This window comes from Thermus brevis (genome assembly GCF_026427635.1).
GTDB lineage: Bacteria > Deinococcota > Deinococci > Deinococcales > Thermaceae > Thermus > Thermus antranikianii.
In genome coordinates this window covers 168686-182265 of the sequence record NZ_CP102606.1, presented here as the reverse complement: position 1 = coordinate 182265, position 13580 = coordinate 168686, and the positions used below count along the sequence as shown (strand labels likewise).

General features: G+C 64.9%; 22 protein-coding genes. 20 read left to right on the top strand and 2 right to left on the bottom strand.

Translation table 11 applies throughout. From position 1 onward, the window contains the following. Positions 1-3 precede the first annotated feature (3 nt). From rplR to rplQ, 14 genes are read left to right on the top strand one after another with little or no spacing between them, the layout of a single operon-like run. A complete protein-coding gene (gene rplR, locus KQ693_RS01040; protein WP_015718094.1) occupies positions 4-342 on the top strand; it encodes a 50S ribosomal protein L18 in 339 nt (112 codons plus the stop codon). Between the two features lie 21 nt (positions 343-363). Next, the gene (gene rpsE, locus KQ693_RS01035; protein ID WP_015718093.1) at positions 364-837 is read left to right on the top strand and encodes a 30S ribosomal protein S5; all 474 of its coding nucleotides are present in this window, start codon (positions 364-366) and stop codon (positions 835-837) included. Next, positions 837-1019 (top strand): 50S ribosomal protein L30, encoded by a 183-nt coding sequence (gene rpmD, locus KQ693_RS01030; protein ID WP_267261650.1) that lies wholly within the window; start codon positions 837-839, stop codon positions 1017-1019. The genes rpsE and rpmD overlap by 1 nt, the downstream gene beginning before the upstream one ends. Beyond that, on the top strand, positions 1016-1498 hold the full coding sequence (gene rplO, locus KQ693_RS01025) for a 50S ribosomal protein L15 (RefSeq protein WP_219760525.1): 483 nt from the start codon (positions 1016-1018) through the stop codon (positions 1496-1498). Before rpmD ends, rplO begins: the two co-directional genes overlap by 4 nt. Before the next feature lies 1 nt (position 1499). Then, a complete protein-coding gene (gene secY, locus KQ693_RS01020; RefSeq protein WP_219760526.1) occupies positions 1500-2816 on the top strand; it encodes a preprotein translocase subunit SecY in 1317 nt (438 codons plus the stop codon). Between the two features lie 8 nt (positions 2817-2824). Beyond that, entirely contained in the window at positions 2825-3379 is a 555-nt protein-coding gene (locus tag KQ693_RS01015; RefSeq protein WP_038030047.1) for an adenylate kinase, read from the top strand. After that, positions 3379-4146 carry a type I methionyl aminopeptidase gene (map, locus tag KQ693_RS01010; RefSeq protein ID WP_038030045.1) on the top strand — a complete coding sequence of 256 codons (768 nt, stop codon included), beginning with the start codon at positions 3379-3381 and terminating at the stop codon, positions 4144-4146. The genes KQ693_RS01015 and map overlap by 1 nt, the downstream gene beginning before the upstream one ends. 7 nt (positions 4147-4153) lie before the next feature. Further along, positions 4154-4372, top strand: coding sequence for a translation initiation factor IF-1 (gene infA / locus KQ693_RS01005; protein ID WP_003043942.1), 219 nt, complete (start codon positions 4154-4156; stop codon positions 4370-4372). An 8-nt stretch (positions 4373-4380) separates the two neighbouring features. Beyond that, on the top strand, positions 4381-4494 hold the full coding sequence (rpmJ, locus tag KQ693_RS01000) for a 50S ribosomal protein L36 (protein WP_014514895.1): 114 nt from the start codon (positions 4381-4383) through the stop codon (positions 4492-4494). A 9-nt stretch (positions 4495-4503) separates the two neighbouring features. Continuing rightward, positions 4504-4884, top strand: a complete 381-nt coding sequence (rpsM, locus tag KQ693_RS00995; protein WP_015718087.1) for a 30S ribosomal protein S13 — start codon at positions 4504-4506, stop codon at positions 4882-4884. A gap of 39 nt (positions 4885-4923) precedes the next feature. Beyond that, complete coding sequence (rpsK, locus tag KQ693_RS00990; RefSeq protein ID WP_015718086.1) at positions 4924-5313, top strand: 30S ribosomal protein S11; 390 nt, start codon at positions 4924-4926, stop codon at positions 5311-5313. Positions 5314-5326: 13 nt separating this feature from the next. Next, entirely contained in the window at positions 5327-5956 is a 630-nt protein-coding gene (gene rpsD / locus KQ693_RS00985; RefSeq protein ID WP_015718085.1) for a 30S ribosomal protein S4, read from the top strand. 52 nt (positions 5957-6008) lie between these two features. Next, positions 6009-6950, top strand: coding sequence for a DNA-directed RNA polymerase subunit alpha (locus KQ693_RS00980; protein ID WP_038070443.1), 942 nt, complete (start codon positions 6009-6011; stop codon positions 6948-6950). Between the two features lie 4 nt (positions 6951-6954). Beyond that, the gene (rplQ, locus tag KQ693_RS00975) at positions 6955-7311 is read left to right on the top strand and encodes a 50S ribosomal protein L17 (RefSeq protein WP_019550483.1); all 357 of its coding nucleotides are present in this window, start codon (positions 6955-6957) and stop codon (positions 7309-7311) included. A gap of 60 nt (positions 7312-7371) precedes the next feature. Here the strand turns inward: rplQ and KQ693_RS00970 are convergent, their stop codons facing one another. Next, positions 7372-7848: a hypothetical protein gene (locus KQ693_RS00970; RefSeq protein ID WP_038070442.1), complete on the bottom strand. Its 477-nt coding sequence runs from the start codon at positions 7846-7848 to the stop codon at positions 7372-7374. A gap of 45 nt (positions 7849-7893) precedes the next feature. Between KQ693_RS00970 and KQ693_RS00965 the strand changes: the two genes are divergently transcribed. After that, on the top strand, positions 7894-8727 hold the full coding sequence (locus KQ693_RS00965) for a DMT family transporter (protein WP_267261649.1): 834 nt from the start codon (positions 7894-7896) through the stop codon (positions 8725-8727). A gap of 3 nt (positions 8728-8730) precedes the next feature. On the opposite strand, the gene KQ693_RS00960 is transcribed toward KQ693_RS00965, so the two are convergent. Next, on the bottom strand, positions 8731-9243 hold the full coding sequence (locus tag KQ693_RS00960; RefSeq protein ID WP_038071884.1) for an HNH endonuclease: 513 nt from the start codon (positions 9241-9243) through the stop codon (positions 8731-8733). A gap of 97 nt (positions 9244-9340) precedes the next feature. Here KQ693_RS00960 and KQ693_RS00955 point away from each other — a divergent pair, with 97 nt between their 5' ends. From KQ693_RS00955 to KQ693_RS00935, 5 genes are read left to right on the top strand one after another with little or no spacing between them, the layout of a single operon-like run. Further along, a complete protein-coding gene (locus KQ693_RS00955) occupies positions 9341-10690 on the top strand; it encodes a tetratricopeptide repeat protein (protein ID WP_267261648.1) in 1350 nt (449 codons plus the stop codon). Between the two features lies 1 nt (position 10691). Next, a complete protein-coding gene (locus tag KQ693_RS00950; RefSeq protein WP_267261647.1) occupies positions 10692-11495 on the top strand; it encodes an SPOR domain-containing protein in 804 nt (267 codons plus the stop codon). Then, the gene (locus KQ693_RS00945) at positions 11492-12127 is read left to right on the top strand and encodes a redox-sensing transcriptional repressor Rex (RefSeq protein ID WP_219759697.1); all 636 of its coding nucleotides are present in this window, start codon (positions 11492-11494) and stop codon (positions 12125-12127) included. Before KQ693_RS00950 ends, KQ693_RS00945 begins: the two co-directional genes overlap by 4 nt. Beyond that, a complete protein-coding gene (locus tag KQ693_RS00940) occupies positions 12103-12579 on the top strand; it encodes a hypothetical protein (RefSeq protein ID WP_267261646.1) in 477 nt (158 codons plus the stop codon). The genes KQ693_RS00945 and KQ693_RS00940 overlap by 25 nt, the downstream gene beginning before the upstream one ends. A gap of 28 nt (positions 12580-12607) precedes the next feature. Continuing rightward, entirely contained in the window at positions 12608-13552 is a 945-nt protein-coding gene (locus KQ693_RS00935; protein WP_267262396.1) for a polyprenyl synthetase family protein, read from the top strand. Positions 13553-13580 lie beyond the last annotated feature (28 nt).

Here is a 13580-nt window from a genome sequence, read left to right as displayed (position 1 = left end):
ACTATGGCACGGCTTACCGCATACGAACGCCGCAAGTTCCGGGTGCGTAACCGCATCAAGCGCACGGGCCGGCTCCGCCTGTCCGTTTTCCGGAGCCTTAACCACATCTACGCCCAGATCATCGATGACGAGAAGGGCCATACCCTGGTGGCCGAGTCCAGCCTGGCCCTGAAGCTTAAGGGCAACAAGACCGAGGTGGCCCGGCAGGTGGGGCGGGCCCTGGCGGAGAAGGCCAAGGCGTTGGGGATCACCAAGGTGGCTTTTGACCGCGGCCCCTACAAGTACCACGGCCGGGTAAAGGCTCTGGCGGAAGGGGCCAGAGAAGGGGGCCTGGAGTTCTAGGTCGCTTAGCAAGGAGGAAGCATGCCCGAGACCGACTTTGAAGAGAAGATGATCCTGGTGCGGCGCACCGCCAAGACCTACCAGGGTGGCCGCCGCTTCCGCTTCGGGGCCTTGGTGGTGGTGGGTGACCGGCAGGGCCGGGTGGGCCTGGGCCTGGGCAAGGCCAAGGAGGTGCCCCTGGCGGTGCAGAAGGCGGGGTACTACGCCCGTCGCAACATGGTGGAGGTGCCCATCCAAAACGGCACCATTCCCCACGAGATCGAGGTGGAGTACGGGGCCTCCAAGATCCTCCTGAAGCCCGCAGCCCCGGGCACGGGGGTGATTGCGGGGGCAGTGCCCCGGGCCATCCTGGAGCTTGCGGGGATCACGGATATCCTCACCAAGGAGCTGGGGAGCCGCAACCCCATCAACATCGCCTACGCCACCATGGAGGCCCTCAGGCAGCTTAAGACCAAGCAGGATGTGGAGCGCCTGCGGAAGGGTGGGGAGGAGTGATGGCCAAGCTCAAGGTTAAGCTGGTGAAGAGCCCCATCGGCTATCCCAAGGACCAGAAGGCGGCCTTGAAAGCCCTGGGGCTGACCAAGCTCCACAGGGAAAAGGTCCTCGAGGACTATCCCGCCATACTGGGCAACATCAAGAAGGTGGCCCACCTTGTGCGGGTGGAGGTGCTGGAATGAAGCTTACCGATCTAAAACCCAATCCTGGGGCCAACAAGAGGCGGAAGCGGGTGGGGCGGGGCCCTGGCTCCGGCCACGGCAAGACGGCCACCCGGGGTCACAAGGGGCAGAAGTCCCGCTCCGGTGGCCTCAAGGATCCCCGCCGCTTTGAGGGGGGGCGCTCCACCACCCTGATGCGCCTGCCCAAGCGGGGCATGCAGGGACAGGTGCCCGGGGAGATCAAGAGGCCCAAGTACCAGGGGGTGAACCTGAGGGACCTGGCCCGCTTCGACGGGGAGGTGACGCCGGAGGTGCTGGTCCAGGCTGGAATCCTGAAGAAGGGTTACCGGCTTAAGGTGCTGGGGGAAGGGGAGGCCAAGCCCCTTAAGGTGGTGGCCCACGCCTTTTCTAAGACCGCCCTGGAAAAGCTAAAGGCTGCGGGCGGCGAGGCCGTCCTTCTGGCTCCCTTGCCCGAAGGGCAAGCACCCAAGGAGGCTTAGGATGCTTAAGGCCTTCCGGAGCGCCCTGGCTATTCCCGAACTGCGCCAGCGGATCCTCTTCACCCTGCTGGTGTTGGCCGCCTACCGCCTGGGGGCCTTTATCCCCACCCCGGGGGTGGACCTGGACAAGATCCAGGAGTTCCTGCGCACCACCCAGGGAGGGGTTTTCGGCATCATCAACCTCTTTTCGGGCGGTAACTTTGAGCGCTTCTCCATCTTCGCCCTGGGAATCATGCCCTACATCACCGCCGCCATCATCATGCAGCTTTTGGTCAATGTGATTCCCACCCTGGAGAAGCTTTCCAAGGAGGGTGAGGAGGGCCGCCGCATCATCAACCAGTACACCCGGATCGGCGGCATCGCTCTGGGGGCTTTCCAGGGTTTCTTTCTGGCCACCGCCTTCCTGGGGGCGGAGGGGGGGCGTTTCCTGCTGCCTGGCTGGGCGCCCGGTCCCTTCTTCTGGCTGGTGGTGGTGGTCACCCAGGTGGCGGGCATCGCCCTCCTTCTCTGGATGGCGGAGCGCATCACCGAGTACGGCATCGGCAACGGCACCAGCATGATCATCTTTTCCGGGATCGTGGTGAACTGGCTGCCGCAACTTTTCCGCACCGCTGGCCTCATCCGCACCGGGGAGGTCAACCTGGTGGCCTTCCTCTTTTTCCTGGCCTTTATCGTCTTGGCCTTTGCCGGGATGGCGGCGGTACAGCAAGCGGAGAGGCGCATTCCCGTCCAGTACGCCAGGAAGGTGGTGGGCAGGAGGGTCTACGGGGGGCAGGCCACCTACATCCCCATCAAGCTGAACGCTGCCGGCGTCATCCCGATTGTCTTCGCTGCTGCCATTTTGCAGATCCCCATCTTCCTCACCGCCCCCTTCCAGGACAACCAGATTCTCCAGGCCATCGCCAACTTCTTCAACCCCACCCGGATCTCCGGCCTCCTCATCGAGGTGGTGCTCATCGTCCTTTTCACCTACGTCTACACCGCGGTCCAGTTTGACCCCAAGCGGATTGCGGAGAGCCTCCGGGAATACGGGGGGTTCATCCCGGGCATCCGCCCAGGCGAGCCCACGGTGAAGTTCTTGGAGCATATCGTTTCCCGCCTGACCCTCTGGGGGGCCCTCTTCCTGGGCCTGGTGGCGGCGTTGCCCCAGATCATCCAGAACCTCACCGGGGTGAAGAGCATCGCCTTTTCCGGTATCGGCCTTCTCATCGTGGTGGGCGTGGCCCTGGACACCTTGCGGCAGATTGAGAGCCAGCTGATGCTGAGGAACTACGAGGGGTTCCTTTCCAAGGGCCGCATCCGCGGCCGCACGCGCTAGGAGGGGGGATGGGGGAAGCGGTGATCTTCTTGGGGCCGCCGGGGGCGGGAAAGGGCACCCAGGCGGCCAGGCTGGCGGAGGAGCTGGGCTTTAAGAAACTCTCCACCGGGGACATCCTCCGGGACCATGTGGCCCGGGGCACGCCCCTGGGGCAGCAGGTGAAGCCCATCATGGACCGGGGGGACCTGGTTCCGGATGAGCTCATCCTGGCCCTTATTCGGGAGGAGCTTTCGGAGCGGGTGATCTTCGACGGCTTTCCCCGCACCCTGGCCCAGGCGGAGGCCCTGGACCACCTGCTTCAGGCTACCGGGACCCGGCTCCTTGGGGTGGTGCTGGTGGAGGTGCCGGAGGAGGAGCTCATCGCCCGTATGCTCAAGCGGGCGGAGCTCGAGGGGCGTTCGGACGACAACGAGGAGACCATCCGGCACCGGCTCCGGGTCTACCGGGAGAAAACCGAGCCCTTGGTGCAGTATTATGAAAAAACGGGTGCCTTGAGGCGGGTGGACGGCCTGGGTACCCCCGATGAGGTCTACGCCCGCATCCGGGCAGCCCTGGGAATCTGATGGCCATCAAGCTGAAGAGTCCATGGGAGATTGAGCGCATGCGGGAGGCGGGGGCCCTCCTCACCGAGGTGGTGGAGGAGGTGGGCCGGCATGTGGAGCCCGGCATCACCACCAAGGAGCTGGACCGGATCGCCTACGAGGCCATAAAAAAGCGCAAGGCCAAGCCGGCCTTTCTGGGCCTTTACGGGTTTCCCGCCACCCTGTGCACCTCGGTGAACGAGGTGGTGGTCCACGGCATCCCCTCGGAGGAGCCCTTGAAGGAAGGGGATATCCTTTCTGTGGATGTGGGCCTCATCTACGGGGGGTTTGCCGCCGACATGGCCCGCACCTTTCCCGTGGGCAGGGTTTCCCCGGAGGCGGAAAGGCTCATCCAGGATACCGAGGCCGCCTTCTGGGAGGGGATGAAGTACCTTAGGCCTGGCTACCGCATCGGGGATGTGGCCCATGCGGTCCAGACGTTTCTGGAAAGCCGGGGGTATGGGGTGGTGCGGGAGTTCGTGGGGCACGGGGTGGGGCGGGAGATCCACGAGGATCCGCAGCTGCCCAACTTCGGCAAACCGGGAACGGGCCCCAAGATCCGGCCTGGCATGACCCTGGCCCTCGAGCCCATGGTCACCCTACGCCCGGCTTCTGTGGTAATATTGGAAGATGGCTGGACGGCGAGCGCCGGACCTGGCAACCTCGCCGCCCACTACGAGAACACCGTCTTGGTGACGGAGGAGGGCCCGGAGCTTCTCACCGGGGTTTCCCTGGTGCGGGCGCGGTAGGAGGGGTATGGCGAAGGAGAAGGACACCATTCGGGCGGAAGGCGTGGTTACCGAGGCTTTGCCCAACACCACGTTTCGGGTGAAGCTGGACTCGGGACCGGAAATCCTGGCCTACATCTCGGGCAAGATGCGCATGCACTACATCCGCATCCTGCCCGGGGACCGGGTGGTGGTGGAGATTACCCCCTACGACCCCACGCGGGGCCGCATCGTGTACAGGAAGTAGGAGGCGAGATGAAGGTACGGGCATCGGTTAAAAAGATGTGCGAGAAGTGCAAGGTGGTGCGCCGGCACGGCCGGGTGTACGTGATCTGCGAGAACCCCAAGCACAAGCAGCGGCAAGGGTAAGGAGGGAACGTGGCGAGGATTGCAGGTGTGGAGATTCCTAGGAACAAGCGGGTGGACGTGGCCCTCACCTACATCTACGGGGTGGGGCCGGCCCGGGCCAAGGAGGCTCTGGAGAAGACGGGCATCAATCCGGCGACCCGGGTGAAGGACCTCACCGAGGCGGAGGTGGTGCGCCTTCGGGAGTACGTGGAGAACACCTGGAAGCTGGAAGGTGAGCTCAGGGCTGAGGTGGCCGCCAACATCAAGCGCCTCATGGATATCGGCTGCTACCGGGGCCTCCGCCACCGCCGTGGATTGCCGGTGAGGGGGCAGCGCACCCGCACCAATGCCCGTACCCGCAAGGGTCCCCGCAAGACCGTGGCGGGCAAGAAGAAAGCCCCTAGGAAGTAGTTCTAGGGCCAGTGGATACTCCTAAAGCTGAGGGAGAGTATGGCCAGAAAAGCGACCAAGAAGAAAGTCAAACGACAGGTGGCCAGTGGGAAGGCGTACATCCACGCCTCCTACAACAACACCATCGTCACCATCACCGACCCGGACGGCAACCCCATCACCTGGTCCTCGGGTGGGGTCATCGGCTACAAGGGGAGCCGCAAGGGCACCCCGTATGCGGCCCAGCTGGCGGCCATGGATGCGGCCAAGAAGGCCATGGCCTACGGCATGCAGAGCGTGGACGTGATCGTGCGCGGCACCGGGGCGGGCCGGGAGCAGGCCATCAGGGCCCTCCAGGCCTCGGGCTTGCAGGTGAAGTCCATTGTGGACGACACCCCTGTGCCCCACAACGGCTGCCGGCCTAAGAAGAAGTTCCGCAAGGCTTCATAAGGAGTAGGAGAAGATGGGTCGTTACATTGGTCCAGTTTGCCGTCTTTGCCGCCGGGAAGGAGTCAAGCTCTACCTGAAGGGGGAGCGTTGCTACAGCCCCAAGTGCGCCATGGAGCGCCGCCCCTACCCTCCGGGGCAGCACGGGCAGAAGCGCACCCGCCGCCCTTCCGACTACGCGGTGCGCCTGAGGGAGAAGCAGAAGCTCCGCCGCATCTACGGGATCTCCGAAACCCAGTTCCGCAACCTCTTTGAGGAGGCCAGCCGCAAGAAGGGGGTTACGGGTACCGTCTTCCTGGGGCTTTTGGAGTCCCGCTTGGACAACGTGGTCTACCGGCTGGGCTTCGCCGCTAGCCGCCGCCAGGCGCGGCAGATGGTGCGCCACGGCCACATCACCGTGAACGGCCGCCGGGTGGACCTTCCCGCCTACCGGGTGAAGCCTGGGGATGAGATCGCCATCGCCGAGGGTAGCCGCAACCTGGCCTTCATCCGGGAGAACCTCGAGGCCATGAAGGGCCGCAAGGTGGGCCCCTGGCTCTCCTTGGATGTGGAGGGGATGAAGGGTAAGTTCCTGCGCCTGCCCGATCGGGAGGACCTGGCGCTTCCCGTGAACGAGCAACTGGTGGTGGAGTTCTACTCCAGGTAGCCCTAAAGGGGCCCGGCTGGACCGGGCCCATGTGTTGCCGGCAAGGAGGTCTATGTTAGAGAGCAAGCTGAAAGCCCCGGTCTTCACGGTGCGCACCCAGGGGCGGGAGTACGGGGAGTTTGTCCTGGAGCCCCTGGAGCGGGGATTCGGCGTCACCCTGGGCAACCCCTTGAGGCGGATTCTCCTTTCCTCCATTCCCGGGACCGCGGTCACCAGCGTGTACATTGAGGATGTCCTCCACGAGTTCTCCACCATTCCTGGGGTCAAGGAGGACGTGGTGGAGATCATCCTGAACCTCAAGGAGCTGGTGGTGCGTTTCCTGGACCCCAAGATGCAGACCACCACCCTGGTCCTGAAGGCGGAAGGGCCCAAGGTGGTCAAGGCGGGGGATTTCGTGGTGCCCCCCGATGCGGAGATCCTGAACCCGGACCTCACCATCGCCACCTTGGACAAGGGAGGCAAGCTTTACATGGAGGTGCGGGTGGACCGGGGCGTGGGGTACGTGCCCGCCGAGCGCCACGGCATCAAGGACCGCATCAACTCCATCCCCGTGGACGCCATCTTCTCCCCCGTGCGCCGGGTGGCCTTCCAGGTGGAGGATACCCGGCTTGGGCAGCGCACCGACCTGGATAAGCTGACCCTGCGGATCTGGACGGATGGCTCCGTCACCCCCTTGGAGGCCTTGAACCAGGCAGTGGAGATCCTCAAGGAGCACCTTTCCTATTTCGCCAACCCGCAGGCCACCGCCCTGCCTGCCCCGGAACCGGCTTCCGTGGAGCGTGCGGAAGGGGAGGAGGACCTGGACCTGCCCCTGGAGGAGCTTGGCCTTTCCACCCGCGTTCTCCACAGCCTCAAGGAGGAGGGGATCGAGTCGGTGCGGGCGCTTTTGGCCTTGAACCTCAAGGACCTTAAGAACATCCCCGGCATCGGGGAAAGGAGCCTCGAGGAGATCCGCGAGGCTTTGGCCAAAAAGGGATTCGCCCTAAAGGAGTGAGACCATGCGCCACCTGAAGTCTGGAAGAAAGCTGAACCGTCACTCTTCCCACCGCCTGGCCCTTTACCGCAACCAGGCCAAAAGCCTTCTCACCCACGGCCGCATCACCACCACCGTGCCTAAGGCCAAGGAACTCACCGGCTTCGTGGACCACCTCATCCACCTGGCCAAGCGGGGGGACCTGCACGCCCGCCGCCTGGTGCTGAGGGACCTGCAGGACGTGAAGCTGGTGCGGAAGCTCTTCGACGAGATCGCCCCCAAGTACCAGAACCGGGCCGGAGGGTACACCCGGGTGCTCAAGCTGGCGGAACGCCGGCGGGGGGATGGGGCGCCCTTGGCCCTGGTGGAGCTGGTGGAGTAGGAGCGCCGAAAAAAGGGAAGGATGCCCGTGAGCGTCGGGCCCCGGGATGGGTGCCGGCGCTTACGTATTCTCTCCTCCCCGCCCCTGGAGGAGCCTTAGGAGCTGGTCTTCCAGCTCGCCGATGTAGGCGGCCAGGGTGTTCCCGTGCTTTTCCAGGGTTTCCGCCAGGCGGGCCTCGAGGGCCCGGATCTCCTCCTTCTCCGCCTCCGCCAGGCGCTTGAACTCCGCCTCTAGGTAGCCTCTAAGCTCGGTGTATCGGCTCTGCTCTGCCTCCTCGGCCAGCTTCTTGTAGTGGAGAAGCTCCCGGGCGTAGCGCCGCACCTCCAAAAGGGCGGCGGTTTCCAGGCCGATGGTGAAGATGAGGTAGAGGAGGGACACCACCCCCAGGGCCACCACCAGAACCAGGCCCAAGGGGGCCTCCACCCGGGTGAGGCCCAGGGAAAGGGAGGTGGGCTTGGTGATCTCCCCCCAGTTGAGCCAGGAGAAGAGGACCAAAAGAAGGAGGACAAGGAGGGCAAAAAGGGTACGCGCGCTCATAGGTCAGCCTCCATAGGGCACTGGGGGGATTATACACTCTTCCCCATGGGCTACCTGTACCTGCTCCTGGCTGCCTTCCTTTGGGGTCTCATTGGCCCCGTAAGCCGCCTGGCTTTTGAGGAGGGGCTTACTCCCCTGGCCGTGGCCTTCTTCCGGGCAGGCATCGCCTGGGTCTTCTTCGGCCTGCACGCCCTGCTCCTGCGCCAGGTTAGGGTGGAAAGGCGGGATGCCTTACCTCTCCTTCTTTTCGGCCTGGTGGGGGTTTCCCTCTTCTACGGTTCCTATCAGCTGGCGGTGGTCTACGGGGGGGCGGCCTTGGCCTCCGTCCTCCTGTACACGGCCCCAGCCTGGGTGGCCCTCCTTTCCCTGGTGGTCCTGAAGGAGTCCCTGGACCGCACCGGCCTTTTGGCAGTGGCCCTGACCCTGCTGGGGGTGGGGCTTATGGGCGTGGGAGGGGGAAGCGGGGTAAGGGTCCTCTCCCTCGCCCTTTTCTTCGGGCTCCTTTCCGGCTTCACCTATGCGCTTTACTACATCTTTGGCAAGCTCTACCTTTCCCGCTACGCCACCCCCACCCTCTTCCTCTACGCCCTGCCCGTGGGGGCCCTAGGGCTTTTGCCCTGGGTGGAGTTTGCTCCTTTGAGCCCAAGGGCCATGGAAGCCTTGCTCTTTTTGGGGGTATTTTCCACATACGGGGCCTATCTGGCCTACTACGCAGGGTTGAAGCGCCTTCCCGCCACCCGGGCCAGCGTGGTGGCCACCCTCGAGCCCGTGGTGGCCAACCTGTTCGCCTTCCTCCTCTTTAGGGAGGTGCTTTCCCTCTGGGCCTATCTGGGGGCAGGCTTGGTGCTTTTGGCGGTGATCCTCACGGTGCGGCGCTAGGGGTTAGGACAACCAGGCCTGGAGGTAGGGCTGCCAGTCCTCGGGAACCTCCTTTAGATCGGAAAGAAAAAGGGGCGCCTTGGGCGCCCGGGGAGGCTTTAGCAGGCGCATCCCCGCTTCCTCGGGGGTGCGGTCCCCCTTCTTCAGGTTGCAGGAGCGGCAGGCGGCCACCAGGTTCTCCCAGGTGCTCCTGCCTCCCCGGCTTCTGGGAAGCACGTGATCCACGGTGAGCTCCCCTCCCTGGCGGCCGCAGTACTGGCAGGTGTAGCGGTCCCGCCTCAGGATGTTGCGGCGGTTTAGGGGGATGCGGCTTGGCCCCCGCCGCACCAGGCGCTTCAAGCGGATGATGCTGGGGACCGGGATCCGGGTGGAGGGGGTATGCAGGTAGCGCCCGCTTTCCGAGAGCATCTCCGCCCCCCCGGAAAGCACCAGGAGGACGCTTCGCTTGATGCTGGCAAGCCCCAAGACCTCGTAGGCGGCGTTCAGGACCAAGACCCGGGGGGCATCCAGGTCCAGGGCCTTGCCCAAAGCAGGACCCACGCCCTTAGAATAACAAAGACCCTTCCCCTGGAGCTGTGCTATGCTTAAGGCAACGACGGGTTTGGAGGCCCTTATGACGAGACCTTTTCCCAAAGCCTTAACGCTTCTCCTGGGGCTGGGTCTGGCTTTGGCGCAGACCTCCTTGGAACGGGCGGAATCGCTGTTCAAGGCCGGGGAGTATGCCCAAGCCGTCCTGGCTTATGAGGAGGTTTTAGCCCAGGACTATGGCCGCTTCGAGGCCCATCTGGGCCTTGGGGTGAGCCTCTTCCGCTTGGGCCGCCTCGAGGAGGCCCGCTTCGCCTTTGACCAGATGGTCCGGGTTTTCCCCGACCGTTACGAGGGCCATTACAACCTAGGCCAGGTGTACCTGCGCCTGGGAAAGCCCAAGGAGGCGGCGGAGGCCTTTGCCAAGGCGGTGGAGCTTTCCCCCACGGAGGAAGCCTACCTGGGGTGGGCCAGCGCCCTCGCCGAGGCAGGTCAGGCCAAGGAGGCGGCAGAGGTTTTGCGCAAAGGGCTTACCCCAGAGCGGAGCCCCGCCTACCACCTGGCCCTGGCCCAGGCCCTTTACGCCGCAGGGGCCCGGGCCGAAGCGGTGCCGGTGCTCTATGGCCTTCTCAATCGGGAGCCCGGGTCGGCCGAGGGCTGGGACCTGCTGGCCCGCATCCTGGCAGAGGAGGGCTTGAAGGAAAGAGCCCTGAGGGAGCTGGACCGGGGTCTTAAGGCGGTGGAGGGGAAGGCCAGGGCGAGACTCCTCCTACGCAAGGCCCTTCTTTCCTCCCGCCCGGAGCCCGTGCTTAAGGAGGCCTACGCCCTGGATCCTTCCCTATGGGAGGCCGCCTACCTCCTGGGGCAGGCCCGCCTTGAGGCGGGGGATGCCAAGGGGGCCCTGGACTACCTGCTTTCCGCCTACCGGACCAGCCCCGAGCCCCAGGTGGCCTTGGCCCTGGCGGCGGCCTGCCTGCGGCTTAAGGACTATAAGAACGCCTACCGGTATGCCGAGGAAGCGGGTCCTCCGGGGGGCTTCCTCAAGGCCCAGGCCGCCTACGCCTTGGGCCGGAAGGAGGAGGCTTTGAAGCTCCTCGAGGGGCTTACCACCCCAGAGGCCCAGGCCCTTAGGGGCACGTTGTTGCTGGAGATGGGCCGCCTGGAGGAGGCCTTGGCCCTCCTGCGCCCCCTCTACGAGTCCGACCGCGATCCAGGGGTGGGGGTGAACCTGGCGGCAGCCTTGGTGGCCCTGGGGCGCTTCGGGGAGGCGGAGCTGGTCCTCAGAGAGGTGCTGGGAAAAGCCCCCAGGCAGGCGGCGGCCTGGTACAACCTGGGCCTGGCTTTAAAGGGCCTGGGCCGGGATGCGGAAGCCGAGCGGGCCTTGAACCAGGCGGCGGCCCTGGGCTCGAAGGAGGCGCGGGCCTTGCTTCGGAGGTAGAATGCGCTGGCTACGGGAAAACTGGCTGGACTTCCTCATTTTTCTCCTCATCGCCCTGGTGGCGGCGGGCATTGTCCTTTACCTAACCGGCATCAATCCCTTTGCCCGGCCAAAGGAGAGGGCCTCGCCCATGCCCGGGCCTTCGGTCACCTCCTCGCCCCCTCCTTCCCCGGTCCAGCCCCCCAAGGTGGGGCCTGCCCCCCAGGTGCCCTCCCCTGAGGCCAAACCGGCTCCTGAACCCGTGGTCACCGTGCTTCCCCTACCCCAGGCTCCAGCGGAGTCCAAGCCAGTACCCCAGGAAAAAACCCCTGCCTCGCCTGGAGGATCCCCTCCAAGCGCGCCTGCTCCTTCGGCGCCTGCGCCGGGTGGAACCTACCGGGTGGCGGTGGGGGCCTTTGCCAATCCGGAAAACGCGTCCAGGCTTCGCCAGGAGCTGGCCCAGAAGGGGTACCCGGCTCGCCTGGAGCCTTTGGGCAACCTGACCCGGGTGGTGGTGGGTCCTTACGCCTCCGAGGCCGAGGCCAAACGGGTGGCGGAGGCCTTGGCCGTCTACGGGGCTCAAGTGTACCGCGGCCAGGGAGCGGCCCCGCCGGCCTCGGGCACCCTTTACCTTCAGGTGGGGGCTTTCCAGAAGGAGGAAAACGCCCTGGCACTGGCCGCAAAGCTCAGGGAAGTGGGCCTGCCCGTGGTTCTGGTGAAGGATGGGGTCTACCGGGTGCGGGTGGGCCCGGTGGCCGAGGCGGAAAAGGAGGCCGTCAAGGCCAAGGTGCGGGCCTTGGGCCTCGAGGCCTTGGAGGTGCGATGAAGGTTCCCAGTGCAGCCATCAGCCGGTTGGTCACGTACCTACGCATCCTGGAGGAGCTGGAGGCCAAGGGGGTTCACCGCACCAGCTCCGAGCAGCTGGCGGAGGAGGCCCAGGTCACGGCGTTTCAGGTGCGGAAGGACCTTTCCTACTTCGGTTCCTACGGCACCCGGGGGGTGGGCTACACGGTGCCCGTGCTCAAGCGGGAACTCCGCCACATCCTGGGCCTGAACCGAAAGTGGGGCCTGTGCATCGTGGGTATGGGACGTCTGGGTAGCGCTTTGGCCGACTACCCCGGGTTTGGAGAAAGCTTTGAGCTACGGGGATTCTTTGACGTGGATCCCGAGAAGATCGGCCGCCGGGTGAGGAATGGGGTGGTGGAGCCCATGGACCTGCTTCCCCAAAGGGTGCCCGGCCGCATAGAGATCGCCCTCCTCACCGTGCCCCGGGAGGCGGCCCAGGAGGCAGCCGATCGCTTGGTGGCCGCGGGGATCAAGGGTATCCTGAACTTCGCCCCCACGGTACTGGAGGTGCCCAAGGAGGTAGCGGTGGAGAACGTGGACTTCCTGGCCGGCCTGGCCCGGCTTAGCTTTGCTATACTGAATCCCAAGTGGCGCGAGGAAATGATGGGGTGAAGGGGGTGAGGTGGATGCGAAAGGGGTTTTTGTCGGTGCTGATCCTGCTCTTGGGCTTGTCCGGTTGTAGTTCCTTCTTCGAGGGGGGCCTTGTGGTGGGTGCCCCCACTGTTCAGGTGGCTCGGGAGAACTTTTCCTTGACCACTGAGCGTGACCAGAACGGCAACGTGGTGGCCTACAACTACGCCTACACCCTGGTCCTCTATCCCCTGCCGGGCTCGGGCAGGGGGTATGTGGTGCTCTTGGATGGGAGCGGTAACCCCGTGGAGGCTCATTTTACCTTTTCCGAGCCCTGCCCGGCTCAGGCCCAGTCCTGTCCCCCGGTTTCCCGAACCATAAGCAAGAGCTCCGCGTCACCCCTTACCCCCACTCAAGTAGTGAGCTACCGAACAGTTTCCCTGGGCGGCCAAGCCAAGGTGGTCCGTTTGCCGGCTCCCATAGAGGTTTACTGAGGGCCCAAGGGCTATACTAGGGGGCGTGGTGGTTCTTCCCGACCTCGAGGCCCCCCTTAACCGTTTTGAGGAGGCTCTTTCCGAGCTGATCGCCTCCGACGTACTCTTCGTGCGCCTTATCCATCAGGACCTGGTGACGGCGGGGGGCAAGCGCATCCGCCCCCGCTTGGTCTTTTTGGCCTCGAGGGCCATCGGGGGGGCTCCCTTCGAGATGGAGCTGGCCTTGGCGGTGGAGCTTCTGCACTCCGCCACGCTTCTCCACGATGACCTCATCGACGATGCGGAAACCCGCCGGGGCAAGGAGGCCGCCTTCCGTCGGTACGGGAATGCGGTTTCCGTGTTGTCGGGGGACTTCCTGCTCTCCCGGCTCCTCCATGTGATCGCCAAGACCGGGAGGATGGAGCTGGTGGAGCGCTTCGCCCAGGTGGCCAAGACCTTGAGCGAAGGAGAGGTTTTGCAGTTCCAGGTGGCCGCTTTGGAGGACTACTCCCTGGAGATCTACGAGCGCATTATCACCGCCAAAACGGCGGTACTAATGGAACTCAGCACGGAAGGCCCCGCCCTCCTCAAAGGGGTGGATGGGGAGGTGCGGGAGGCCTTGGCCCGCTTTGGCCTCCTCTACGGTCAGGCCTTCCAGATGCGGGACGATTACCTGGACCTCATGGGCACCCCCGAGGCCTTGGGCAAACCGGTGGGGGGGGATGTGCGGGAGGGAAAGGCCACGTTGATCACCCTTCTCCTCATGGAGCGCTTTCCCGAGGTGCGGGAGATTCTAAGGCGGAAGGGAAGGCGTGAAGGGGATCTGGACCGCCTGCGCATGCTGGCTTGGGAAAGCGGGGTGGCGGAGGAGGTGGAAAGGCGTATCCGGGAGAGGGCGCTTCTGGCCGCCGCGGCCCTTAAGCCCCTTCCTCCCTCCCCCTACAAGGAGGCCCTCGAGGCCCTGGCCTTAAAGGAAGCCGAGCGCCTTTCCTGACTTCTTGGAACCTGGAGCCGGGCGGGGC